The following is a 26,929-nucleotide window of genomic DNA, read 5'->3' on the forward strand; positions in this document are numbered from 1 at the left end:
AGGAGGTCTATTGATGACAATATATAATATCAACTTTGGTATAGGTTGGGCGAGTAGTGGTGTTGAATATGCCCAAAGTTATCGTGCCAAAATGCTTCGCCACTTAAAAGATGATGCAAAATTCATATTTTTAGACTTTATTTCATCAGAAAACATACAAACGTTAACACAAAATTTAGGATTTAAAGATAGCGAAGTTATTTGGATGTATCAATATTTTACAGATATTCCAATCGCCCCTACGACGTATACTTTAGAACAGCTCAAACATGATATTGGAAATACCATTACACGAATTGAAGTAGATGCTCAAGGTAAAATCCAACGTCTTTATTTAGATCATCAATCACAAACTTTTGTGACTTGTTATATGAAAAATGCAAATAAACCTTATGTTGATCGTGCTGAATTTGTAGTTAATGGTATGCTTATTCGCAAAGATTTCTATAGCTATGTGCGTGTCTTTTCTGAATACTACGCACCTTATGACAACTATGCGAAACTATATATGCGACAATTCTATAATGAAAATGGCACTATTGCTTATCAAGAAATCATAGATGGCGATGCGCGTTCTTATATATTTAAAGATGCACGTTTTTATAGTAAAGAATCCTTTGTTGCTTATTTTATTCAACAACTAAATTTAACTAATCAAGATATAGTAATATTAGACCGAGCCACTGATATTGGACAAGCTGTCCTACAAAATAAAGGTCAAAGTCGTGTGGGTGTCGTCATACATGCTGAACATTTCAGTGATAATATCACAGATGATACTAATATATTATGGAATAACTATTATGAATATCAATTTACCAATGCAAAGTACATTGATTTCTATGTCGTTGCTACAGACCTACAAAATCAAATATTGTCTGAACAGTTTCGTCACTATACTGCAGACCGCCCTCGTATCAGAACAATACCTGTCGGAAGTCTCAATCAATTAAGTTTACCGAACGGACATCGTAAACCATACTCAATACTAACCGCTTCCCGATTAGCATCTGAAAAGCATGTGGATTGGATTGCACTCGCAGTTATTAAAGCGAAACAATCTTTTCCACAATTGGAATTTGATATATATGGTCATGGTCCTGAAAGTGATAAAATTCAAGAAATCATACATGATTATCATGCTGAAGATTTTATTCACTTACGAGGTCACGTTAATCTTGATGACATTTATTCACAATATGAATTATTTGTATCTGCTTCACAAAGTGAAGGATTTGGATTAACACTTATGGAAGCTGTTGGTTCTGGATTAGGTATGATTGGATTTAATGTTAATTATGGAAATCCAACTTTCATTGCAGATGGTCAAAATGGTTACTTACTAGACAAACCGTCTAAAGACGAGTCCATTGAGGAGATTACTGATCGTATGGCTGCTAAAATAGTTCAATACTTTAAAAATGGTCCCAAAGACCCTCATCAGAAATCATATGATATTGCTACGCCATTTGAGACCAATGAAATGATTAAAAGATGGCAACATTTAGTCGACGAGGTGCTATATGATTAATTTATTTGAATACTATAATCAACCAACACAATTATTACACCAAACATTAGAATTATCGGGTAATCAACATTTTACTATTTGTATCGAAGATGATGGATTCTTACCTGATGAAGTCACATCCCCATATCAATTCTTTGCGGCTAATCAACTTCATGATAATGATCGTCCTAAATTCTTTAACGAAGTGAGTGTTCCCCCATTTTGGGAAATTAACGGTGATGGTCAATCAGCTCAAATTAAAGATATGGGTCATATTAGAGGTGAAATCGTTTATCGTCCACACTTTAAGACAAGGATTGTTAGTCGGGTAAGATGGCTAGATGATAAAGGGCGTCTACGTTCAGAAGATCATTATACAAAGAATGGCTTTAAATTTGCGGAAACGATTTATGATTTAGCAGAAAAAGCAATATTGAAGAAATATTTAACAAGAGAAGGTAAAGAAGTGATTTATGAGAACTTTGTTACTGGAGATTATGTTTTAGATTGGCAAGGTCAATCTCATTTCTTCGCTTCAAAAGTCGAATTTATCACATACTATCTACAACAAATTCAAGTCGATTTATCAGATATTATTATTAATTCACTATCTACACCTTTCTTAGTATTACATCATATGAATACAGCTGGTAGAGGTATCTTGTTCTGGCAAGAAAATAGTCAAGGCCATGTCCCAGGAAATATGTTGTCCTTACTTGATAATACATTGCAACGTGTATTCTCTGTCATGATTCCTGACTATAAAGAATATGACACTATCGTTTCGCAACTTAATCAAGAACAAGCTTTAAGCGTATTTCAATCTGGTTATTTGTATGATTTTAATAAAACTAATCAATATTCAAATCATGCGTTAATTCTGACAAATTCTGATGATATTCCACAACTTGAGACTTTAATTATTACACATCCAAATATACAATTTCACATTGCTGCTGTGACTGAGATGTCTTCCAAATTAATGGCATTCGACCAATATCATCACGTACATCTATATCCGGCAGCTACAAAAAATATTTTTGAAGCACTATATCAACGATGTGATATTTATCTTGATATTAATCAAGGAAATGAAATTGAAAATGCTGTTACACGTGCTTTCCATCATCAACATGTCATCTTTGCTTGGGACGAAGTGATACATCAACATACATTTATTGCACCAGAAAATATATTCACTTTGACTGATGTGGAAACATTAAACCATGTATTAACTGATATCACTTCGAATAAACAACACTTTGATCAGCATCTTGCATATCAAGCGAGACATGCAAACCAATCAACAGTAAAAGATTTTACCAACACAATGCATCTTGCATTACATGAATAAATTCTAATAAATATGCGAAAAGCCACTTCTATTTGAATTAAAAATAGAAATGGCTTTTTGTATACTTATTCATTTTAAATAATATCATTATTATACGTCTCTCCAAATAATTGATAATGAACAAACGCTGCAAGTTCTGTTGATTCAACTAAGATGAGTATTGTATCATTGCCTCCCACTGTTCCTAACACTTCATTTAATTTCATTTGATCAATATAAAAATTCACACTTTGTGCAAATCCGGGAGACGTTTTAATGATAAGATAATTATCTTTAATCGTTACCTTCTCAATTTCTTCTTTATATAAGTTAATAAGTTTTGTTTTTGCTTCATTTTGAGCATTATCATTAAATTTACGATAATAACGCTCATTATTGGCAGAAGGCATTTTATAGATTTTCAACTCATTTAAATCTCTTCCAATCGTTGCCACACTATATTTAATACCAAAATGTTTATCGATATAATCTACAATTTCAGCTTTCGAATGAATGTCATTGTCTTTAACGATTGTTGATATTAAATCTAATCGTTTACTTTTTTTCATATTTTATACTCCTTTATCTGCATATTTTATAAAATACAGACAAAATACGTCACAATTACCATAACAAATTTCCCTTCAATGATATGTGAAGTTTTTCTCATAATTAACATTTATTATAAACTTTTTTATAACAATATTGAAAATGTTTATTAAAATGCATAATTAATTACTCTCTCATGACTATAAATACATTCAAACGAATAAAAAATAATATTATATTAATTACTCTATATAATATTAATCGAATATACATGTACATATAGGTTTTATGCGTAAATAATGCATAATTTATCATCATATTGCATTGAATAAATATTTTATATGAAGTTTTAGACATTAAATTTGTGAATTTTTTCTCAAACTATTACTTGAAAGCGCTTTATACTCTAGGTGTATTAAATCAAAGGAGGAAATAACAATGGAAACAGGACCTATCCACGTAAACAGTGAAATCGGCAAATTAAAAACGGTATTACTTAAACGACCAGGTAAAGAACTTGAGAATTTAGTACCTGATCATCTAAGTGGATTGTTATTTGACGATATTCCTTATTTGAAAGTTGCTCAAGAAGAACACGACCGTTTTGCACAAGTATTAAAAGACGAAGGTGTTGAAGTTGTCTATTTAGAAGATTTAGCTGCTGAAGCAATCGCAGATAAATCTGTACGTGAACAATTCATTGACGATATTTTAAAAGAATCTCAAAAGACGGTACTTGGCCATGAGAATGAAATCAAAGAATTATTCGCTAGCTTGAATGATAAAGAACTCGTAGAAAAGGTAATGGCTGGTGTACGTAAAGAAGAAATTCAACTTGAAACAAACCACCTAGTAGAATACATGGATGATCGTTATCCTTTCTATCTAGATCCAATGCCAAACCTTTACTTCACAAGAGACCCTCAAGCTTCTGTTGGTAGAGGAATGACAATTAACCGTATGTACTGGCGAGCACGTCGTCGTGAATCTATCTTTATGACATACATCTTGAAATATCATCCTCGATTCAAAAACGATGATGTACCTGTCTGGTTAGATAGAAACTCTCCTTTCAACATTGAAGGTGGCGATGAATTAATCTTGTCTAAAGATGTCCTTGCAATAGGTATTTCAGAACGTACTTCTGCACAAGCTATTGAACGATTATCTAGACAAATTTTGTTTGATGACAAATCTACATTTACAAAAGTACTTGCTATCGAAATTCCAAATAGTCGTACATTCATGCACTTAGACACTGTATTTACAATGATTGATTATGACAAATTTACAATGCATGCCGCTATTTTCAAAGAAGAAGATAATATGAACATCTTTACAATTGAAAAAGATGAACAAGGCAAAGATATTAAAATCTCACATTCTAGCAAATTAAAAGAAACATTAGAAAATGCATTAAACATCGATAATATTGAATTTATTCCAACTGGTAATGGAGATGTTATTGATGGCGCACGTGAGCAATGGAACGATGGTTCTAATACGTTAACTATTCGCCCAGGTGTAGTTGTCACATATGACAGAAACTATGTATCTAATCAATTATTACGAGACAAAGGTATTAAAGTAATCGAAATTACTGGTAGTGAACTAGTTCGAGGACGTGGAGGCCCAAGATGTATGAGCCAACCACTTTATAGAGAAGACATTTAACCAAACCAATATAAACGACTTACTAAACTTTTAAAGAAATGAGGAATGAATCATGTCAGAAATTCAACAACCACTTAACTTAAAAGGTAGACATTTATTAAAAGAAGACGATTTTACTAAGAAAGAATTTAGCGATTTAATCGACTTTGCAATTACTTTAAAAGATTATAAGAAACAAGGTATTCAACATCGATATTTAGACGGCAAAAATATTGCACTTCTATTTGAAAAAAATTCTACACGTACTCGTGCAGCATTCACTGTAGCATCAATCGACCTAGGTGCACATCCAGAATTTTTAGGAAAAAATGATATTCAATTAGGTAAAAAAGAATCAGTTGAAGATACTGCCAAAGTATTAGGTAGAATGTTCGACGGTATTGAATTCCGTGGTTTCTCACAAGATATGGTAGAAGATTTAGCAAAATATTCTGGCGTCCCTGTTTGGAATGGTTTAACTGACGCATGGCATCCAACTCAAATGTTAGCAGACTATATGACAGTTAAAGAAAACTTCGGTCATTTAGATGGAATTAAATTAACATATGTCGGTGACGGACGTAATAATGTAGCAAACTCACTATTAGTAGCAGGTCCAATGCTAGGTGTAGATGTAACTATTTGCTCACCAAAAGAACTCTTCCCTTCTCAAGACTACGTTGATATTGCTGAGAGACGTGCTAAACAAGACGGAGGTTCTGTAACAATTACAGATAATATTGATGAAGGCGTTAAAGATGCAGACGTTATCTATACAGATGTATGGGTATCTATGGGTGAAGAAAGTGAATTTGAATCACGTATTAACTTATTAAAAGATTATCAAGTCAATAAAGCAATGTTCGATAAAACTGGTAAAGACAGTACTATATTCTTACATTGTTTACCAGCTTTCCATGATACAAATACAACTTACGGTCAACAAATTAAAGATGACTATGGTTTATCTGAAATGGAAGTCACTGATGAAATCTTTAGAAGTAAACATTCTAAAGTATTTGATCAAGCTGAAAACCGTATGCATACCATTAAAGCTGTAATGGCTGCTACGCTTGGATAGTTAGCAAAAAAGTACATGCAGGTTTAGTTAAGATATCCTCATATCACTATACATCCAAATACGTATCACTAACTGAACCTGCTTAATTATTCAAAGGAGAAATGACACATGAGCGAATCAGATACAAATAAACTAAGTAAAACCTCCTTGATTGGCCTCGTCATTGGTTCAATGATTGGTGGCGGTGCATTTAACATTATCTCTGACATGGGTAACCAAGCAGGTGGTTTAGCTATTATTATCGGTTGGATCATTACTGCAATTGGTATGATTTCCCTAGCCTTTGTCTTTCAAAATCTAACAAATGAAAGACAAGATTTAGATGGTGGTATTTATAGTTATGCACAAGCTGGGTTCGGTGATTTTATTGGATTTTCAAGTGCTTGGGGCTATTGGTTTGCAGCATTTCTAGGTAACGTTGCTTATGCCACATTATTAATGTCAGCAGTCGGTAACTTCTTCCCTATTTTCAAAGGCGGAAATACACTCCCAAGTATTATCGTAGCTTCTGTCTTATTATGGGGTGTTCATTACCTTATTTTAAAAGGAGTAGAAACAGCTGCCTTTATCAATAGTATTGTTACTGTAGCTAAATTAATCCCTATCTTACTTGTCATTGTATGTATGATAGCAGTCTTCAACTTTGACACATTTAAAGCAGGTTTATTCGGTATGACATCTGGAGATACTGGTATGTTCAGTTGGGGTGATACTTTAGGCCAAGTGAAAAGTACCATGCTTGTAACTGTATGGGTCTTCACAGGTATAGAAGGTGCGGTTGTCTTTTCAAGTCGTGCTAAAAGTAAAAAAGACGTTGGTACTGCTACCGTTATTGGCTTAATTTCAGTATTAGTCATCTATTTCTTAATGACAGTACTAGCACAAGGTGTTATACAACAAAACCACATTTCTGAGTTATCTAACCCATCAATGGCAGCAGTATTAGAACATATTGTCGGACATTGGGGATCTGTGCTAGTCAATATAGGATTAATTATTTCAGTTCTAGGTGCATGGCTAGGATGGACATTATTAGCTGGAGAGTTACCATTTGTAGTTGCCAAAGATGGACTATTTCCTAAATGGTTTGCTAAGGAAAACAAAAATAAAGCACCTGTTAACTCTTTATTAATCACAAATATACTAGTACAAATTTTCTTAATCAGTATGTTGTTTACAGAAAGTGCATATCAATTTGCCTTTTCATTGGCATCTAGTGCCATTCTTATACCATATATGTTTAGTGCTTTCTATCAAGTTAAATACACATACTTAACTAAGGATCGTGCTACAACAAAACAATGGGTAATCGGTATTATATCTTCTATTTATGCGATTTGGTTGATTTATGCTGCGGGAATAGACTACTTATTATTAACCATGTTGCTCTATATCCCAGGACTGTTCGTTTACCAAACCGTTCAAAAAAATAATAAAAAACCTTTAACAAAATTAGATTATATATTCTTTGTATTAATCACAATTCTAGCAATCATCGGTATTATCAGATTAATAACTGGTGCCGTAGATGTATTCTAAGTAAGGAGTGAAACTTTATGGACAACAAAATTGTCATTGCTTTAGGCGGAAATGCCATTCAAACTGACGATGGTTCCGCTGACGCACAAAGAAAAGCAATACGTTCAACAATGCAAGCGCTCAAACCTTTATTCAATACAGACGCTGATATTGTTATATCACATGGTAATGGACCACAAATTGGTAGTATGTTAATTCAACAGGCTAAAGCTGATAGTCCGCAAACACCTGCCATGCCACTTGATGTTTGTGGATCTATGACACAAGGTATGATTGGTTTTTGGATAGAAACTGAAGTAAACAGAGTGCTTTCAGAGATTAATAGTCCTAGACGCGCAGGTACTGTCATTACGCGTGTAGAAATTGATGAACATGATCCTCGTATGTCTAATCCTACTAAACCAATAGGACCATTTTACACTAAAGAAGAAGCTGACCAACTACAAAAAGACAATCCAGAATCAACATATAAAGAAGATGCTGGACGTGGCTACCGTAAAGTGGTACCTTCACCTTTGCCAGTGTCTATTTTAGAGCATCAACTCATTAGTACATTAGTAGAAAATCAAAACATCATCATTGCATGTGGTGGCGGCGGCATTCCAGTTATTAAGCGAAATGACACATATGAAGGTGTGGAAGCTGTAATAGATAAAGATTTTGCCAGCGAACGCTTAGCACAACTCATCGATGCTAATACGCTAATGATATTAACGAACGTAGAAAATGTTTATATCAACTATAATCAACCTAACCAAGAGGCATTAACACAAGTTAATGTAGAAACTTTAAAAGACTATGCTAAAGCAGGTAAATTTGCTGAAGGCTCTATGCTCCCTAAAATTGAAGCAGCAATTGATTTTGTTGAAAGCGGTGAAGGTCGACGTGCGATTATTACTAATTTAGAACATGCTTATGACGCTTTCAAAGGACAAGTTGGCACACAAATCAAGCATTAATCACTAAGGTGGTGCGTTTATGACAATCAACCAATCTAGAAACACAACAATCGACAATTCATTAATCACAAATCGTAGTGAGCAGTGTCTTGAGCGTTTAGCCGCATTTATAAACATCCCTGCCGTAGCTCTACAACCGTATAAAAATGAATGCATTGTTAGGCAATACAATAAAGGACAAGTTATTTACTATTCTTCTGATGAATTAACTCATGTATATTATCTCATCGACGGTTATATACTGAGAGAACATTTTAATATGAATGGTGATGTATACAGACTCTTAAATAAAGATGATCAATTGTTCCCCATGCACAATTTATTTCAAGACAAAACAACTAATGAAATGTGTACTGCTATCACAGACTGTATTATGATTGCCATTCCTATTGAATTAATCGAATACCTTTGTAGAAATAACGATAAAGTGTTTATTAGAATCTATCAATTGTTATGTGACAACCAAAGACAACAAATTGAATATCATATGGCTTTAAGTTCTAAAAGTGCAAAAGCACGCGTGATTAAGCTATTAATCTACTTATGTCACATGATTGGTTATGATAACGATGAATTTTACGAAATCAAATCATTTTTAACAATTCAAATGATTAGTGATCTTGCTAGCATTTCACGTGAAACAACTGGACATATTATTCAAGAATTAAAAGAACACAATATTTTACTTAAGCATCATAAAAATTGGATTATAAGCAAACAAATTTCAGAGTTGTAATTTTATTCCCATGAATTTATACTTTATCCCATTTATACGTAACAATGATTCAATATGACCTCCTGTTCAATTAAATGATTGTTATAAGTAAAGCACGACCCGGTCAGAATTAGCTGAACCGAGTCGTGCCTTTAATTTTTATGTTAACTTATCGATGAGGTATCACTGGAACGTGTGATATTAAATTTCTAGTATATGTCTCTTGTGGTCTTTCAATAATACTTTCAACATCATTTACTTCTACAATTGTTCCATATTGCATAACTGCAACACGATCACACATGTCTTTAATTACACCCATATCATGTGTAATAAATATATATGTCATTCCTAAATCATCTTGAAGTTGTTTCAGTAATTGAATGATATCCTTTTGTATTGAAACATCTAATGCAGACACCGCTTCATCGCAGATTAATAATTTAGGTTTAATGGCAATGGCACGTGCAATACTAACACGCTGACGTTGACCACCCGATAATTCATGTGGATATCGATATAAGAAACTTTCATCTAACCCTACACGTGTTAATAAACGTTTCACTTCTTTAACTAATGCTTCATGTGTTGTGACAAATCGATATAATTTTAAAGGACGACCGATAATATCTATAACTTTAAATTTAGGATTAATAGAGGAATAAGGATCTTGAAAAATCATTTGTATATCCTTATGCAAAGACTTCATTTCTTTAGCAGAAAATAAATTTAACGGCAAGTCTTGATACCAAATCATTCCTTCAGAAACATTGTTTAAACCAACTAATGCTTTAGCTAAACTAGACTTCCCTGAGCCAGACTCACCTACAATTCCTAATGATTCCCCTTCTTTAATTTCAAGATTAATATTTTTTACTGCTCTAAATTCATTGCCATTACTCTTAGTATAATCAATACTTACATTTTCGATTTTCAATAATGTTTGATCACTTATAGTTCTAGGTTGTTTAGGTGCGTGCAAATCCGGAATGGCATTAATAAGACGTCGCGTATAGTCAGATTTTGGATTTTTGAAAATAGTTTTGACATCACCACTCTCAACAACTCTGCCTTCTTTCATAACAATCATTTCATCGCAAAATTGATATACAATACCTAAATCATGCGTAATAAATAAAATAGACGTTTCGATATGTTTATATAATCGCTTCATTAATTCTAAAAGTTGATTTTGTGTGCTAACATCAAGTGCTGTTGTTGGTTCATCTGCAATTAAGATTTGTGGTTCTAATACTAATGCCATTGCAATCATGACACGTTGGCGCATCCCACCAGAAAATTCATATGGATAAGCATGTAATTTATCTTGAGCATTTCTAATGCCTACACTTTCTAAAATATCAATTGTCATTGCTTTCGCGCGTTTTCTATCAATATTACGATGCTTTAAAATTACTTCCATAATTTGACTACCTATTGTCATTCTGGGATTGAGCGACGATAAAGGATCTTGAAATATCATGGCAATATCTTTTCCTCGTATACCTTGAAATGCTTTATTAGAAAGATTTAATAAATTTTTCCCATTAAATTTAATTTCCCCAGTTAAAGTGTGCTGAGGATAATCAGGTAATAATCCCATAATCGATTTAGCTGTAATACTCTTTCCAGAGCCTGATTCACCCACAATAGCTAACACTTTCTTTTTATCTAATTTAAAACTTACGTCTTGAACTGCTTTAACGGAATGTTGTTCATATTCGAATGATACTCCAAGGTGTTTAACTTCTAAAAAAGATGACATAATCATTCCTCCCTATTCACAAATTACAATTTTTATTCTATAATACTTTTATTATATATCATAGTAATTTAATCAAGATTATTTTTCAAGGAGTGATGCCCATGTCAAATTATCGAAAAGTCTTTTTAGTTCTTTATAATAAAGGACTTTATAAAATGATTTTTTCAATTCTTAGTCTTCCGATATTTTTGTATGCTAGTTTAGTTTATTTGTTAAAACACCATCAAAAAACAACATTAGTGCAAATCCAAGACGAATATAAATTAGAACAAGCACTAAAGAAAAAATATCAATTTCTAAATCGGCGTAAATCTCGATCGCAACTCCAGAAAGAAGCTAGAAATATTTATCACAGTCATCATCGCCGTGATAATCAATATACTACAACTGATTTTCCCACTTTATATACAAACATCTTATTCGGAAAATTTCCCATTATAAAAATAATTTTAGCTTTACCATTGTTTGTTGTGTTGTCTTTTTATCTCAATCCAATCGTACGTTATATTTTCGAACGCATAATTATGACGCTAGTTGTCATTATTGGTGTAGTCATTGTTGTTTTTACAATACTATATTTATCACCTTTAGATGCGGCATATAGTATTTTAGGACCTAATGCGACAAAAGAACAATTTGCAAAATTTAATCAACTACACCATTTAAACGATCCATATCTTATTCAGTTATGGGAAACGATACAAGGAGTATTTACATTTGATTTAGGTACTACCTTTAAAGGTAATGAAGTTGTTTCTGATGCTGTAGGATCTAGAATACCTATTACATTAACAATATCTGTGTTGGCATTAATTGTAGCGCTAGTCATTGCTATACCTATTGGGATTATTAGTGCATTTAAACGTAATAGTTGGATTGATATTACATTGATGATTATCGCTTTAATTGGATTATCTATTCCTAACTTTTGGCAAGGATTACTGTTCATTTTAGCTTTTTCACTTAGGTTAGATATTTTACCACCATCGTATGTTCCCAATGATCCTTTATCGCTAATATTACCTGTACTAGTCATTGGTACTGCAATTGCTGCATCTATTACGAGAATGACACGTTCATCTGTATTAGAAGTGATGCGCAATGATTATGTGATGACTGCATATGCTAAAGGTATTTCTAAATCTCAAGTTGTCATAAAGCATATTTTAAAAAATGCACTCATCCCTATTGTGACACTTATTGGAATATTATTTGTAGAATTGTTAGGCGGATCAGCAGTAACTGAACAAGTATTCAATATTAATGGAATAGGTCGATACATTGTTCAAAAGCAATTTGTGCCAGATATCCCAGCAGTTATGGGTGGTGTTATTTACATTTCAATTGTCATTTCACTCATCAACTTAGTTATAGATATTTTCTATGTCATGATTGACCCTCAACTTCGTGAAGAAATTAAGGAAAGGGTGTAATTATATGCCACAAATTTCAATAACAAAACTCAGTTCACTACAACTGTTTACCATTTCTGCAGTATCTGTATTTGTATTAACTTTTGTCACTACTTTACTCAATTTATTCAAAGGTAATGTTTCAAATACGTTTTACATTGCACAGTTGATATTAATTATCTTGACACTCGTAGTGGCTACTATTGGATTTTCAGAAAGTAAAATACAATCTCATAAAGTATATCGTTGGCTTACCTATGTCGTTCTCATATTAACGACAATTACCGGTAATCTATTCACATTGTTAATGTTCGTGAGTCTATTCCGTTACGAACATACATCAAAATACAATATAAACAATAGTTGGGAAGCGTTTATAAGCAAGATTAAACAACATAAAGTCGCTTTAGTGAGTTTTGCTTTACTAACTTATCTTCTAACATTGTCAATTACTGGTATTTACACATTTAATACTTCTTTAGCAACCCAAAACCAATTCAATGAATTATTAAAAGGTCCAAGCTTAGCTCACCCTTTTGGAACTGATGATTTTGGTCGTGATTTATTTACTAGACTCGTGGTGGGTACTAAATTAACTTATTTTATTTCAATCACATCAGTAGTAATTTCAGTTCTGTTCGGTGTCCTTTTTGGTATGATTGCAGGCTACTTTACTAAAGTGGACAATACGGTGATGCGCATACTTGATATTATTTTTGCGATACCAACATTATTATTAGCAGTTGCGATTATCGCATCGTTTGGCGCTAGTACATTAACATTAATCATTGCTTTAAGTATTGGTAATATACCTTCCTTTGCTCGAACTATGAGAGCAAATGTACTCGAAATCAAACGACAGGAATATATACAAGCAGCTCAAATTACCGGAGAAAGTCATCGTCGTATTTTATGGAGTTACATCTTACCTAATACTCTCGCACCTATGATTGTCAGATTTTCATTAAATATAGGTGTCGTTGTACTAACTACAAGTGGCTTGAGTTTCTTGGGATTAGGTGTAGCACCAAATGTTCCCGAATGGGGAAACATACTCAGAACTGGAAGTAACTTTTTAGAAACGCACAGCAATTTAGCCATATTTCCTGGGTTATGCATCATGTTACTTGTTCTCGCATTTAATTTTATCGGGGATGCTGTCCGTGATGCACTAGATCCGAAGATTCAATAAGATAGGATGATTTTATATGAAAAGAATTTTATTAACATTAACAGTAAGTTTAACTTTGATACTAAGTGGTTGTGGTGTACCTGGCAAGGATGATACAAAAGATAAAAACAAACAAGTCAACGTTAAAGGTACTAAACCGACGATTCGCTTTTTAGGTCAAGCGAGCTATCAAAATGATATGAACATTGTTAAACAACAATTAGAACGAGCTGGTTTTAACGTAAAGATGAATGTTCAACCTGATTACGGTAGTTATCGTACACAACGTCAAGCTGGTAATTATGATATTCAAATCGATGACTGGACAACAGTATTTGGTGATCCTAACTATGCAATGAATGCAATATTTAGCTCTACAGGCTCAAATAGCTTGATTAAAGACCCTAAAATCGATGCACTAATCAATAAAGCATCTAAAGAAAATACTTCTGAAGCTAAAAATACATATAAAAAGTTAGAAGATAAAGTGATATTCGACGAAGGATTCATGGCACCTTTATATGGTTCGAAGAAAAATCTCGTTTATGACAATAAAATTTTAAATAAAAATAGTGTTGGTTTACCTAATTCTCGCGCACTTATTTGGCAACAATTTGATTATAATGATAAAAAATTACGTAATACACGACCTTTAGTGATGACACAACCTGATGGTGAATTCCAATCTCTAGACCCTATTCGTTCTATTGCGCCTAATGTCTACAATATCAATATGAACATGTATACACGTTTATTAACACTTAATGATAATGACAAAATCACAACTGATGGATCACTTAGTCGTAGCTATACATCTAACAAAGATAACAATGCATTTTATTTCTTATTAAGAGACGATAACTATTTTGCAAAAGTAAAAAATGGCAAAGCAGAAAATACACATGAAAAAGTATTAGCAGAAGATGTCCTATTCAGTCTCAACCGTGCTAGAGATAAAAATGCCGTTCCTAACCATGTGACTTATAATATGCATAAACATATTAAAGATATTACTGAGTTAACAAATGATGATAAGAAAGAACTTAAGAAGACTAAAACAGCATCTGGCAAATCGGTATGGGATACATTAACTAAAGGTTATAAAGTTAAAGATATAACAAATCAAGATAGTGAAGTTAATAATGCTGAAGGTAAATATCAAATTATTAAAATTACAACTGATCAACCAATGCCTAAAGAAGTTAACTATTTAACACACTCATCAGCAGGTATTTTATCAAAACATTATGTTGAAAAGCTAAAAGAAGAAGGCAAAGATTTTGGAGCACCTAATACTGTACCTAAATCTGATGACGGTCAAAATGAACTCGTTACAAGTGGTGCGTACATTATGACTAAAAAAGACAATTATCAAGCTACTTTCCAACGTAATCCAGGTTTTAATATCGATGAAAAAGATAGTTACGGTCTAGCTAAAATTAAGAATATTATTTTAAAATTCAATAGTGACCCAGCAAGTGCACTGTCCGAATTAAGAAACCATGCAATCGATATACTCGCTGACATAGATCAAAAACATTTTGAATTAATTCAATCTGATAAAGGCTTAAGTATGATCAGTAAACATGGTCGCAAGTCAGTATTCTTAATTTTAAATAGTAAGAGCGGTGTATTTAAAGACAATCCACATTTAAGACGAGCTGTTGTTAACGCTATAGACCAAGATCAATTCATTAAGTTTTACCGTGGAGATAAATTCAAAATCAGTTCACCTGTTACGCCATTACTTGATACAGGCAACGAACAAAAACAAGATTTAGATAAAGTTGAATCTGAGATTAATCAAAGAAAATAACTCGTATCAAAGATTTCTATTTTAGAAAGAAGGCACTATCCCTATGTCGGACACGCATTTCAAACATCATTTAACTTCACAAGAAGGCTTGGTTTCAGTGTCACATCCACTAGCAGCTAAAGTGGGAAAAGATATACTTGATCAAGGTGGAACTGCCATAGATGCAGTAATCGCTATTCAACTAGTCCTTAATGTTGTTGAACCCTTTGCCTCTGGATTAGGTGGCGGTGGTTACTTATTATATTATGACAATACAGTCGGCGATATCATTGCATTTGATGCACGTGAAACTGCCCCTAGCAATGTAGACAAGCACTTTTATTTAGATGAAAAAGGACACTATAAAAGTTTTTTAGAATTAACGACACATGGCTCTATCGTGGGGGTTCCAGGAATTGCAAAGCTCTTTGAATATTTACACAAACATTATTGCAAATTGAATTTAGCTAACTTGATCAACCCGGCGATTGAATTAGCCGAACACGGTCATCGTGCTAATTGGGCGATTGAAAAATATTCACAACAACAACTTAAAAGAATTAACAAGTACGATGAAACACGTCGTGTATTTACTAAAGAAGATGATAATTATATCCATGACGGGGATTGGATTAAATCTCCAGAAATAGCTCGTACATTACGCTTACTAAGAGATAAAGGGTTTGGCGCATTTTATACTGGCAATATCGCGAAACAATTGGTAAATGTTGTAAACAAATATGGTGGGACAATTAATGAAGAAGATTTAAAGCATTATAATATTCGTATCAAACAACCTATAACTGCCCAATATCGAGACTATCAAATACATTCTATGGGTCCTTCAAGTTCAGGTGGTATCACATTGATACAAATTTTAAAAATCCTTGAATTTTTTGATTTAAAAAGTATGGGATCCCGTTCCATCGATTATTTACATCATCTGATTCAAGCAATGCAAATTGCCTATAGTGACCGTGCTAAATATATTGCTGATGATGACTTTTACGAGGTACCAGTTAGCGAGCTTATTGATGAGGATTATTTAAAACAACGTAGCGAAATCATTGATCAACATATTGCTAATTTTAATATTGAACATGGTGAGTTAAGTAATAGTTCTCGTGTAGAAAGTCATACTCATATAGATGAAAACCATACCGAAACGACACATTTTTCTGTAACAGACCGATTTGGTAACGTAGCTTCTTTCACTACATCTATAGGAATGATTTATGGTTCTGGTATTACAGTTCCAGGTTACGGTGTTTTACTTAATACCACAATAGATGGCTTTGATGTTGTTTTAGGTGGTATTAATGAAGTCGAACCTCGTAAACGTCCATTAAGCAATATGGCCCCAACAATCATAACTAAAAATGGCCATCCTATCATGGAAGTTGGCGCACCAGGTGCAATTAGTATCATCGCTAGTGTCGTGCAAACCATTATCAACGTTTTAGACTTCGGGATGTCTATCCAGGAAGCAATTGATGAGCCAAGAATATACACAAGTAACCCTTCTCGTATAGAATGGGAACCACAATTTGATCAAACACTTATTTTGAAACTTATTGCCAAGGGACACGCTTTTGAGCATCGACCAGACCCTTATATTGGTGATGTACATGGTTTACAATTTTTGGAAAATGGTGTTATCGGCGGCGCTGATAATACGAGAGAAGGAACAGTTGCAGGTGGCCCTATCTATGATGTCAGAGAGAAAGAGAATGATTTAAATATCGATGATTTTACGCAGTATCATATTGAATACAATCACGTGAGACTACCTTTATTTAAGAACCAGATTATTAAGGAACATGGTGATTTTTGGTTAAGAAATGATGTTGTCGAATTGCTGTTTGATATTAATGAAAAAGACTATGAAGTCGAGTATTTAATTGAAAAACAAGGTCAGGATAGTCGTTTTATCAATATTGAACAACTTGCTCATCAATTAAATTATCTATTTCATAAAACTGAAAATGGTATTTCTATTTATAAAGATACACAACAACGCATTACCGAAACACAAGCCAAATACTATCGATACGATAGAGACAGTATCACAAGATAACAAACAAGCTGAGCAACCGAATTGGGCCGCTCAGCTTGATTTTTGTTTTTTTATTTATATATCATTTTGAGATATTATGTAATAACTATAGCCTTATATTGATTATGAGATATTTGTGTTTCCATCATAACCATAAACATCATAAGCAAACATATTTTGTTCTACATCTAATAAATATTTCTTTTGTCTACATATTCAATTACTTTATACCTCGACATACTATAAAAAATAGTTACTTTTATTAATTTCACCATATTATTTTATTCAATACTCTCTTCATTATCCTCTTCGTCTTCTGATGGTGTAAATTCGATGATATCTGTATAAGTTATGGTTTCTTTGTCATTATCTACAAAATTATATTCTATATGTTGGTCACCTATTTTACGAGCACCTATGTTTCCTGATTCATCAAATAAAACTTTTGGCGCTTTATTCGTATTAATATCAAAACGGTTTTTAATCTCTTTTACATTTTTATCTTTATTATCAAGTTGATATTCTGCGGTATAAGACGGTCTATCACCATAACTATAAGTTATGGTTCCATTTTTATAATCTTTAATATCACTATAATCAGCAAATTCTACTAAAAATTTAAAATTATTTATCTTCTGTTCTAATGATTTACTAATCCCCTTTTCTTTTGCTTCTTTAGTTAATTTAAGCTTTTTGTTTTTATATTCAACGGGATAATGTTTTTCCTCTTTATCATGTTCATAAGTCTCACTGTTATAATTATCTTTATCTATAAAGTAATAACCACTAGCATCATGAGTCTGTCTATTAAATTTCATCTCAACACCTTCAGTTACAGTGTCCCCTTCTTCACCTTTACGTTTCGTTGTAAAGGATTTGAGTTCCCATACACCTTTGTCGTCGGCTTCTAATCCCCTGCCACCTTTTTCTTCAGCTCTTATCCCTTGTTTATCAAATAAAACATCAAGATTTTTCATAGGAAGTGGCTTAAATATATGTGAAAGACTACCTTTAATTGCGTTTTCTTTAGTAATTTTAAATCCATAATAACCACTTATAATGATGATTACTGCAATGATTGGTAGTAATATAACACTCAACAATTTTTTAGAAATCAACTATAAGTCACTTCTTTCTGTATTTTAATGAGTCAATCCACCTTGTTCTTTGTGATTTACATTTTCAATTTTTAATAAAATCTTTTCATGTAAGTACTAGACCTGTTTTAGCGAAACATTAATATTTTCTTATAATATTTTTTCTCGTCGACTGCTTTTTCGAAAGGAATATGTTATCTACTGTAACCTCCATTTATCTCAACTATCACTTTATTATTTAAACAATATATAAAAATAATTGATGAGTATCATAACACCAATAAGGCCATTATGAATCATATGTACTGTCATACTGTCTTTAATGTTACCTCTTCTTGAGTAAGCAAGATAAAAAATCATACCCATTATCATATACATTAAAAATGCAATAATATTATTAATGCCATGTTGTGAGGCGAAGACAATCGATGAAAGTATGAAAGGCAGCCAGAATACTGATTTTCTAAATAGTGTTTCTTTAAAAATGCCTCTATAAATCAATTCCTCTAGATATGGAACTAAAAAAGTAAGTGTAATCACAAATATAATTACGGGAAATACTTGTCCAAGTTGACTAGCGTCTTGTGCTTGAGCATTGACGTCACCAAAAAGCAATTTATCATTATCTGTTTGCATTGAACCAGTGGTTAATTTTAGTAAGTATGTGAATCCATATACAACTAGTCTTAATATAATTGCCCAACCTATGGCTATACCTAAGTCTTTAAGACTAAAACCTTTTGTTTTTTCATATGTATGATTTAAGTAGTATCGTCTTATTAACCAAATCACTATAGCAATAACAAAAAGATATATAATAGTACCTATTGTTATACTTAAAACCTCAGCTTTAACAGAAAGACTTACAAGAGTTATTATTGCAATAACTGGTAATTGTGCTAATATCATCCAACCTATAAATATTAAAATATTTAGCGCAAGATTTCCTTTAGGTTTGATATCATTACTTTGTTCTTGATTAAATTGATTTCTATTTACATCTACATTATCGTTATCAAATCTATTTTCTTCCATATCAAAACCACCTTATATATCTTAATATTTAAAACTAATTAATTATATAATTAATATAACATTACTCCAAAATAAAAAATAGTTTATTAGTATTCTTTATTTTTATAATTAACATTAAAAATTGATTAGAATGATTTTTCAAAACAAAATAAAAAGCTCCCGCACGTTAGTACGAGAACTCCTTAATTTAAATTCCTATTTAATTTTCATATTCCGTCGAACTTAAGTTCCAAATCTAATGATCCCAATTTGAACGTAAAATGCATGAACAGAAGTTATTTTGAGGATATTCTGGTTCAAAATATTTAATAACATCAGATTTGATATTACCAAATGTTGTTTCTGGTTTATGTTTGAAACCATCGTAGAATGCTCTAATAACATCGTGTTTAAAATTACCACGTGGAAATTTATCTACGACTGCTTTTCGAATTTCATCAGAATATTGATTCCAATTATCTCCCATCACATCCATACCAACACCATGGTATAACAGTGCTACGTTATTCTCTTTATGCTCTGCTACTCCAAGTGTCGTATGCAATGCAATAGAATCCCATGCTAATTGTAAATCTCTTTCATCATAGTTATACGTTTCTAAAAATTGTCTCACCGCATTAGCGCCGTCTACTTCAAAACGCAAATCATCGCTACTATATTGATTAGTTAGACCTAAATCATGGAATAAAGCAGTAATATATAGTAACTCTTTATCGTATTTGAGTTTATCTTGAATACCTTTAACTTCTCCAAATAAATATACTCTATTTGAATGATTCCAAATTAATTCATTACCATGTTCGTGAACAATACCTTGTGCATCTTGAACAATCTTACTATCTGGAACAGTGACTTCATTAATATCTCTAATCATGGTTATACGACCCTTCTCATTGTGATATTACATCTATTCCACTCATAAGGGCTTGTTAATCTTTATACATAATATAAAGTTACAAATATTAGGAAAGAGATACCATATAAGTACTACTTCAGAACACATTTTCACATCAAAAAGTAGACAAGCAATTAGTTTACAAAGACAACCGCTTAATATTTTCAACTAAATGACTATGACTAATAACATCTTTCTATTTAACATATCGCGCTCCTTTAAACATACTCATCACAATCATACACACAACGAGCAATCCGCAAATGGTGTACATCCAGCTAAATCCTACTAAATCTGACAAGGGGCCCATCAGACTTCCACCTAATGACACACCTAAATCTGCACATGCAATAAATAAACCCAATAGCATATTACGACCAGCTTTCGGTAACACAAAACTTAGATATGATGTTAGCGTTGGATAAACAAGTGCTTGTGTCGTACCAATCAATATGGCACTACTATAAAATATGAGTGCGTGTATGTTAGGTCCAATAGCAACTAACATCGCTGCAACGGCAAGCAACATCAGCACACTCATCATATACAACGGGTGCCATAACCCATCAGATGGAATGTATTTACGTAAATAAATTCTAGCTAATACCACCGCTATCGCTTGAATCGTTAAGAATATACCGGCGTCTGCAAATCCGAATTTCACAGTATATAATGGAACAAATGTACTCACTGCGCCAAAGACTATCGACACGATAATCATAATCAACCCACTCGTTAAGAGTTCCTTATTTTTAAAGAATTGGGCAAACACAGTCACACCATTAAAGGGTAAGGGTTCAACTTTGTGACTAGTATCAGGTTCCTTACCTGCAAATGAGACACGATAACCAAAGAATGTTGTCGTTAACGCTATAGCAATCATGACTACGGCAAATACTGACATTCGATCCAGATGCCAAATACCTATAGCAATGAGTGGTCCTACTAAATTAGGTATCGTTGAAAATAGAGAGTATAAAGAGACACCTTCTGAGCGATGTTCTTCAGGTAAAGCATCTATAATACCTAGTTGTAGCGACATCGAAAAGAATGCCGTACATACACCCTGCATCACTCTTGCTAAAAAATATCCCTCTAATCCAGTAAATCCATATAATATCAGTGCACAAGCATTAATAATCAAAATAATATGTAGTACTTTAATTGGACCAACACGTGCAATAATTTGTCCTGCCCATGGACGAAAGACCATTGCAGTCAACATGTAGGCACCCATAACGATACCTATCATTGTATTGGTTGCACCTAAATCATGACCTCGTAATGGAATGAACACATTCAAAATGGCATTCGCACTAAAGAACATGAGAGTTAGTATATATAATCTTAGAAATGGCCAAGCCATTGCACCTTTCATTAACTCACTCCTTAGAATGATAGTTGTTTCTCTATTAACGCTCTTGTATAAGCATTACGTGTTGTATTTAAATGGCATGTGGGAAGGCTTTCCACAATTTGACCATTTTTAAAAATAACTAATTGATCACATAAATACGTTGCCGCTTGAATATCATGCGTAATAAATATATAGCTTAAGTTCCGTTCTTCTTTTAACCGTTTCAATAAATCTAGAATTTGAGTTTGTATCGACATGTCTAGCGCGCTTATGGCTTCATCAAATAAAATATATGTTGGGTTAATACATATTGCTCTTGCAATAGCAACACGTTGTGCCTCTCCGCCCGATAGCATATTGGGATATTTTTCTAGAAAATTACTGGATAATCCTACCTCATCTAATAATTGAGTTGCCGTTGTTTCCATTTCTTTCAAGCTTTGTTTATCGCACTGGCACATGACTTCGAATAAAATATCTCTTACAGTTTGAAAAGGATGTAATGACGATGTATAGTCTTGAAATACTGCACTAATTTGATGACGTCTTACCTTTTTTATATACATCGGTTGCTCATTTAATGTCACGTTACCTTTGTCTGGTCTTTCAATGCCTAATATCATACGACTTAGTGTAGACTTACCACTGCCACTCTCACCGATAATAGCGATAGATTGACCTACAGGACAATCGAAGCTTACATCTTTAACGATAGGTTCTGTTTTAGAGCTAAATCGCGTTCGTTTGTCATAATGCTTTTCAACATTTGATATTTTAAGCATGACAATATCCTCTCATTACACGTTGAAAATAATCATTCACCTTTTGCTTTGTGGATAATAAATATTTCGTGTACTCATGTTGAGGATCATGCAAGACCGCTTCTTTAGTTCCTTCTTCAACCAATTGTCCCTCTTTCATAACGAGTACATTATCTGCAACTTTATGAATAACTGTTAAATCATGCGAAATAAATATCATGGCACAATCAAAATGTTGTTTAATATCTTCAAATGCTTCCAACACGTCAAATTGATTAATCGTATCCAATGCAGTTGTTGGTTCGTCTGCAATAATGAGTTTTGGTTTTAATGCTAATGCTAAAGCAATCATTAACCGTTGCAGCATGCCACCTGACAACATATATGGATAAGATGCCAAAATGGTTTTAGGATCTTTTAAATTCATATACGTCATATATTTAATAAGCGTTTCTTCAATTTCTTGTGTTGATAATGATGTATGAGCTTGCATTGTTTCCATCATTTGTTTGCCGACTCTTGATGACGGATCAAAAGCTCTTGCACCTTGCTGCATGACCATCGCAATATCTTTACCTCTATATTGTCGTAATTGTTGCTCTGACAAATTCAATAGTTGTTGACCTTCAAAACAAATGTCTCCAGTAACTTTAAGACGATTAGGATTAAGTCCAATTAATGATTTACAAGTAATGGATTTACCACTACCACTTTCACCTATTAAACCTAGTGTTTCACCATGTTCAACTTGAAAGTTAATATCATCAACAAGTACATTACCTGTCCAAGAATCTATAATTGTTAAATTATTTACTTTTAACAACGTCATTCATGCATCACACCTTTCTTAACTGCACGTAATTTTTCTTTTGAAGAAATGCGTGGATCTATTGCCACTTGCAACGCATCTGATAGAAAATTGAATGCCATAACAATAATGACAATAACAATACCAGTAGTCACCATTAATTCAGGATGAGTAAACATCACTTTACGTGCTTCATTTAACATCATGCCCCACTCCGCTGTTGGTGCTTTTACTCCTAAACCTAAAAATGAAAATCCTGACATTTGTAATATCATAGAACACATGGCACTACTAGAAATAACGGCAATATCGCCTAATGTTAATGGAAGAATATGTTTACGAATAATCAATAAATGACTCATACCAATCGTTTTAGCAAATTTTACATGATCGGCTGCGGTATATTGCATGACACTAGTACGTATTACACGGCAGAACCATGCCCAACGTGTAAGTATAAATGCCAGAATAATATTTTCCACACCCATTCCGAATAATGTAATTAACGCTAAAGTGACAACGTAACTTGGGAATGCCAACATGACATCACAACATCGCATAATCAATGCATCAATATAACCCCGGAAATATCCAGATATAAATCCGAGTATGGCTCCAATTGCGACCGATACAAATAATGCAATCAATACATATAATAAGCTTGGTCGAATAGCATAAATAATCCTAGTCAATATATCTCTTCCTAAATGGTCTGTGCCTAACCAATGTGATGTGCTAATACCAGCAAATTTATTCGCTGTATCGATATGATTGGGTTCATGGACTGTAATGAGCGGTGCTGTTAACCCGAGTATGATATAAGTCGCTATAACAATTAATGCAATCACTGCACCTTTATCTTGTAATAATCGTTTTATAATCATCATCTTGTCGCCTCCCTCAACCTAGGATTCAACAAGGCATTAATAATATCTGCCAGTGTGTTAAAGACAATGAATAATACTGCAACAATTAACACATAAGCTTGTATAACTGGAAAATCATGTTCGACAATTGCTTTAATACTCAATTGTCCTAATCCTGGCCAAGCAAAGACATTTTCAACAACGACTAAACCACCCATAATCATAGGTATCGACATACAGAAAATAGATACAGCGACTTGTAATGCATTGCGTAATACGTGTTTTAATAAGGTTATAGTATGTACACCACTCGCTTTTAAATACATCACATACTCCTCATTAAGTTGTTCAATCATCGCTCGTCGTACATTTCTAAAGTAAATACCAGCATACGTCATTGTAATAACTACAACGGGTAAAATATAACTTTCTGGTCCAGTTAATCCTGATGTTGGTAATAAATTTAACTTAACTGATACAAAAATAATGAGCATTGATGCTACCCAATATGATGGTAAAGCTGTTAAAAAGAATGCTATCAATCGTATTACTCGATCTGTACTACGACCTCTAGTTAGTGCACTCACCACACCTAAAAAGATAGATGTCACCATAACTGATAGACTAGAAATTAATGTTAATTTTAATGTATTCATAAATGCAGGACCTATACGTTCTGAAACCGGGTCTCCTGTAATATAGCTTGTCCCAAATTTAAATTGTATTGCTTGTTGTAACCATTCTTTATATTGAATAAGAATAGGTGCATCAAGACCATACTTCTTTTTCGTCTCAGTAATTAATTGCTCTGTAACATTCGGTGTTCCTTGTGCATGTAGAATCGTTACAGCAGGATCTTCATTGGATAGGTACGTCATCATAAATGTCATAAAACTCACTACAATCAATAACGGAAACATGAGTGCAATACGTTTTATTATTAATTTGAACATTTAGATGCTCCTTTATTTATATTGCATTTCATTAAATGGTAATTCATATTGTGATTGCGTGAAGGATACATTTTTTAAGTCTTTAGGTGCTACTACGGTCATACTGCCATGAGAAATTGGAATAAAGACACCCTCATCATCGACTTGTTTTAAAATGTGTTGATAAGCTTTTGAACGTTCTTTCGCATTTTTAATTTTGAATGCATTGTCGATATTGTTATATAACTGTTGTTTGTCTTTAATACCTGATGTAGCAGTTTCATAACCTGTTTTTGATTTGAATGCAGCAATAGTACTTTGTGGATCATAAAGTAATCCCCATGTCTGATTGAACATTAAATCATAGTCACCAGATGTACGACGTTCAGCAATTTTATCTGATGTTTCACCATTTATATTTAATTTGACGCCTAACTTTTTAAATTCTGCTTCTAAAAATTCTGCCTGTTCTTTCTGACTTGTTGAGTCTTTGTCATAGTACATTGACATAGCTAAGTCTTTACCGTCTTTTTGACGTACGTGTTTATCTTTATTTAACTTCCAGCCTGCTTTATCTAATAATACTTCAGCCTTTTTCTTATCAAATTGACGCGTAGGCATATTAAAATTAATATCTGTCACGTTCTTTGCAAAAAGTTGTGTAGCTGGTTTTTCTTCTCCATCAAGAATATCTTTTGCGATTTTATCGCGGTCAACCATGTGTCCAATGGCTTGTCTAACCGATTTGTTACTTACCGCACTATCTTTCTTACCAGCGTTAGCAACAATCATTTTGGTATTCATCGGTTGGCTACGTTTGACTTGGTAATTTCCAGTTTCTTTGAGTTGTTTTAAACTATCATTATCTAAACTATCTGTACCTCGATCATCAGTAAATGCAAAGTTAGTCTCACCTTTTTTCATAGATAAGAATGCTGTTTCTCCTGCTGGTTTAACCTTTGCTTCTACCTTATTTAATTTAGAAGATTCTCCCCAATAGTGTTGGTTTTTATTAAAGGTAGCAGATTCATCTTTCTTATGTTCGCCCATTTTGAACGGACCTGTACCATCAAACGATTTCACACCATCTTTAGTCGTTCCATGTTTAAAGTCTTTAGGTGATACAAACACATATGGACGAGGCATTGCTAATTCTGCTAATGCAGGTTGATATGCTTCTTTCAAATGAATTTGTACCGTGTATGTATCTTTCACTTTGACATCATCAATTAATGTCGAAATCTTTAACCATGAATGTAACTTTTTGTTTTGTTGTATGGCATCAATATTTTTCTTCACAGCGTCTGCATTAAACTTTGAACCATCATGGAATTTGACGTCCTTTCTTAAATGAAACGTATACGTCTTGCCGTCTTTAGAGATGTCCCATTTCTTAGCTAATAATGGTTTGATACCATCTTTAGTGTTACGTACTAATGGTTCATATATCATACTTTCCGCTGACATTGATCCACCATAAACATGAGGGTTCATATCACCAATATCTTTTACAGTTGTATAGGATAATGTCTTTTGATCCTTTTTATCTTGTAATGCCTTATCGCCACCGCATCCCGCTAATACAATTCCTGATGCTAATAAAATTGCGCTTATTTTAGTTTTTGTTTTCATTAATTTTT

At 33.0% G+C, this 26,929-nt stretch carries 22 protein-coding genes; 11 read left to right on the top strand and 11 right to left on the bottom strand.

Annotated elements, in window-relative coordinates; all coding sequences use genetic code 11:
• Window positions 1-13: 13 nt before the first annotated feature.
• Complete coding sequence (gene gtfA / locus LFT63_RS08735) at window positions 14-1,531, top strand: accessory Sec system glycosyltransferase GtfA (RefSeq protein ID WP_029056724.1); 1,518 nt, start codon at window positions 14-16, stop codon at window positions 1,529-1,531.
• Window positions 1,524-2,864, top strand: coding sequence for an accessory Sec system glycosylation chaperone GtfB (gene gtfB / locus LFT63_RS08740; RefSeq protein ID WP_029056723.1), 1,341 nt, complete (start codon window positions 1,524-1,526; stop codon window positions 2,862-2,864). Before gtfA ends, gtfB begins: the two co-directional genes overlap by 8 nt.
• A 74-nt stretch (window positions 2,865-2,938) precedes the next feature.
• Here gtfB and LFT63_RS08745 read toward each other — a convergent pair whose 3' ends face one another.
• The gene (locus tag LFT63_RS08745; RefSeq protein WP_029056722.1) at window positions 2,939-3,412 is read right to left on the bottom strand and encodes an arginine repressor; all 474 of its coding nucleotides are present in this window, start codon (window positions 3,410-3,412) and stop codon (window positions 2,939-2,941) included.
• Window positions 3,413-3,830: 418 nt separating this feature from the next.
• Between LFT63_RS08745 and arcA the strand changes: the two genes are divergently transcribed.
• The 5 genes from arcA to LFT63_RS08770 all read left to right on the top strand — a co-directional run bounded on the left by arcA (window position 3,831) and on the right by LFT63_RS08770 (window position 9,360).
• Window positions 3,831-5,066, top strand: coding sequence for an arginine deiminase (gene arcA / locus LFT63_RS08750; RefSeq protein WP_029056721.1), 1,236 nt, complete (start codon window positions 3,831-3,833; stop codon window positions 5,064-5,066).
• Between the two features lie 52 nt (window positions 5,067-5,118).
• The gene (argF, locus tag LFT63_RS08755) at window positions 5,119-6,126 is read left to right on the top strand and encodes an ornithine carbamoyltransferase (RefSeq protein WP_017637760.1); all 1,008 of its coding nucleotides are present in this window, start codon (window positions 5,119-5,121) and stop codon (window positions 6,124-6,126) included.
• Between the two features lie 108 nt (window positions 6,127-6,234).
• Complete coding sequence (gene arcD / locus LFT63_RS08760) at window positions 6,235-7,665, top strand: arginine-ornithine antiporter (RefSeq protein ID WP_017637761.1); 1,431 nt, start codon at window positions 6,235-6,237, stop codon at window positions 7,663-7,665.
• A gap of 17 nt (window positions 7,666-7,682) precedes the next feature.
• On the top strand, window positions 7,683-8,624 hold the full coding sequence (gene arcC / locus LFT63_RS08765; RefSeq protein WP_017637762.1) for a carbamate kinase: 942 nt from the start codon (window positions 7,683-7,685) through the stop codon (window positions 8,622-8,624).
• A gap of 19 nt (window positions 8,625-8,643) precedes the next feature.
• Window positions 8,644-9,360: a Crp/Fnr family transcriptional regulator gene (locus LFT63_RS08770; RefSeq protein WP_037555835.1), complete on the top strand. Its 717-nt coding sequence runs from the start codon at window positions 8,644-8,646 to the stop codon at window positions 9,358-9,360.
• Window positions 9,361-9,508: 148 nt separating this feature from the next.
• On the opposite strand, the gene LFT63_RS08775 is transcribed toward LFT63_RS08770, so the two are convergent.
• A complete protein-coding gene (locus tag LFT63_RS08775; RefSeq protein ID WP_340768768.1) occupies window positions 9,509-11,104 on the bottom strand; it encodes an ABC transporter ATP-binding protein in 1,596 nt (531 codons plus the stop codon).
• A gap of 101 nt (window positions 11,105-11,205) precedes the next feature.
• Between LFT63_RS08775 and LFT63_RS08780 the strand changes: the two genes are divergently transcribed.
• The 4 genes from LFT63_RS08780 to ggt are packed head-to-tail and all read left to right on the top strand — an operon-like array spanning window position 11,206 to window position 17,559.
• A complete protein-coding gene (locus LFT63_RS08780; protein WP_123186386.1) occupies window positions 11,206-12,537 on the top strand; it encodes an ABC transporter permease in 1,332 nt (443 codons plus the stop codon).
• A gap of 4 nt (window positions 12,538-12,541) precedes the next feature.
• Entirely contained in the window at window positions 12,542-13,708 is a 1,167-nt protein-coding gene (locus tag LFT63_RS08785) for an ABC transporter permease (protein ID WP_340768771.1), read from the top strand.
• 16 nt (window positions 13,709-13,724) lie between these two features.
• The gene (locus LFT63_RS08790) at window positions 13,725-15,503 is read left to right on the top strand and encodes an ABC transporter substrate-binding protein (protein ID WP_340768773.1); all 1,779 of its coding nucleotides are present in this window, start codon (window positions 13,725-13,727) and stop codon (window positions 15,501-15,503) included.
• 43 nt (window positions 15,504-15,546) lie between these two features.
• A complete protein-coding gene (ggt, locus tag LFT63_RS08795) occupies window positions 15,547-17,559 on the top strand; it encodes a gamma-glutamyltransferase (RefSeq protein WP_029056713.1) in 2,013 nt (670 codons plus the stop codon).
• 260 nt (window positions 17,560-17,819) lie between these two features.
• Here ggt and LFT63_RS08800 read toward each other — a convergent pair whose 3' ends face one another.
• The 9 genes from LFT63_RS08800 to cntA form a co-directional block, all read right to left on the bottom strand.
• Window positions 17,820-18,656, bottom strand: a complete 837-nt coding sequence (locus tag LFT63_RS08800) for a Csa1 family protein (RefSeq protein ID WP_340768776.1) — start codon at window positions 18,654-18,656, stop codon at window positions 17,820-17,822.
• Window positions 18,657-18,869: 213 nt separating this feature from the next.
• Complete coding sequence (locus LFT63_RS08805) at window positions 18,870-19,670, bottom strand: CPBP family intramembrane glutamic endopeptidase (protein WP_017637770.1); 801 nt, start codon at window positions 19,668-19,670, stop codon at window positions 18,870-18,872.
• A 235-nt stretch (window positions 19,671-19,905) separates the two neighbouring features.
• Window positions 19,906-20,544, bottom strand: coding sequence for an HD domain-containing protein (locus LFT63_RS08810; RefSeq protein ID WP_029056712.1), 639 nt, complete (start codon window positions 20,542-20,544; stop codon window positions 19,906-19,908).
• A gap of 217 nt (window positions 20,545-20,761) precedes the next feature.
• Window positions 20,762-21,943: a staphylopine family metallophore export MFS transporter CntE gene (cntE, locus tag LFT63_RS08815; RefSeq protein ID WP_340768779.1), complete on the bottom strand. Its 1,182-nt coding sequence runs from the start codon at window positions 21,941-21,943 to the stop codon at window positions 20,762-20,764.
• Window positions 21,944-21,954: 11 nt separating this feature from the next.
• On the bottom strand, window positions 21,955-22,704 hold the full coding sequence (locus LFT63_RS08820; RefSeq protein ID WP_029056710.1) for an ABC transporter ATP-binding protein: 750 nt from the start codon (window positions 22,702-22,704) through the stop codon (window positions 21,955-21,957).
• Window positions 22,697-23,512 carry a staphylopine uptake ABC transporter ATP-binding protein CntD gene (gene cntD, locus LFT63_RS08825; RefSeq protein WP_340768781.1) on the bottom strand — a complete coding sequence of 272 codons (816 nt, stop codon included), beginning with the start codon at window positions 23,510-23,512 and terminating at the stop codon, window positions 22,697-22,699. The genes LFT63_RS08820 and cntD overlap by 8 nt, the downstream gene beginning before the upstream one ends.
• Window positions 23,509-24,378, bottom strand: a complete 870-nt coding sequence (gene cntC / locus LFT63_RS08830) for a staphylopine uptake ABC transporter permease subunit CntC (protein ID WP_017637775.1) — start codon at window positions 24,376-24,378, stop codon at window positions 23,509-23,511. Before cntC ends, cntD begins: the two co-directional genes overlap by 4 nt.
• On the bottom strand, window positions 24,375-25,310 hold the full coding sequence (gene opp1B / locus LFT63_RS08835) for a nickel/cobalt ABC transporter permease (RefSeq protein WP_017637776.1): 936 nt from the start codon (window positions 25,308-25,310) through the stop codon (window positions 24,375-24,377). The genes cntC and opp1B overlap by 4 nt, the downstream gene beginning before the upstream one ends.
• A 12-nt stretch (window positions 25,311-25,322) precedes the next feature.
• Window positions 25,323-26,921, bottom strand: coding sequence for a staphylopine-dependent metal ABC transporter substrate-binding lipoprotein (gene cntA / locus LFT63_RS08840; RefSeq protein WP_340768784.1), 1,599 nt, complete (start codon window positions 26,919-26,921; stop codon window positions 25,323-25,325).
• Window positions 26,922-26,929 lie beyond the last annotated feature (8 nt).

This window comes from Staphylococcus sp. FSL H8-0121 (assembly GCF_038008425.1).
Lineage (GTDB): Bacteria > Bacillota > Bacilli > Staphylococcales > Staphylococcaceae > Staphylococcus > Staphylococcus pasteuri.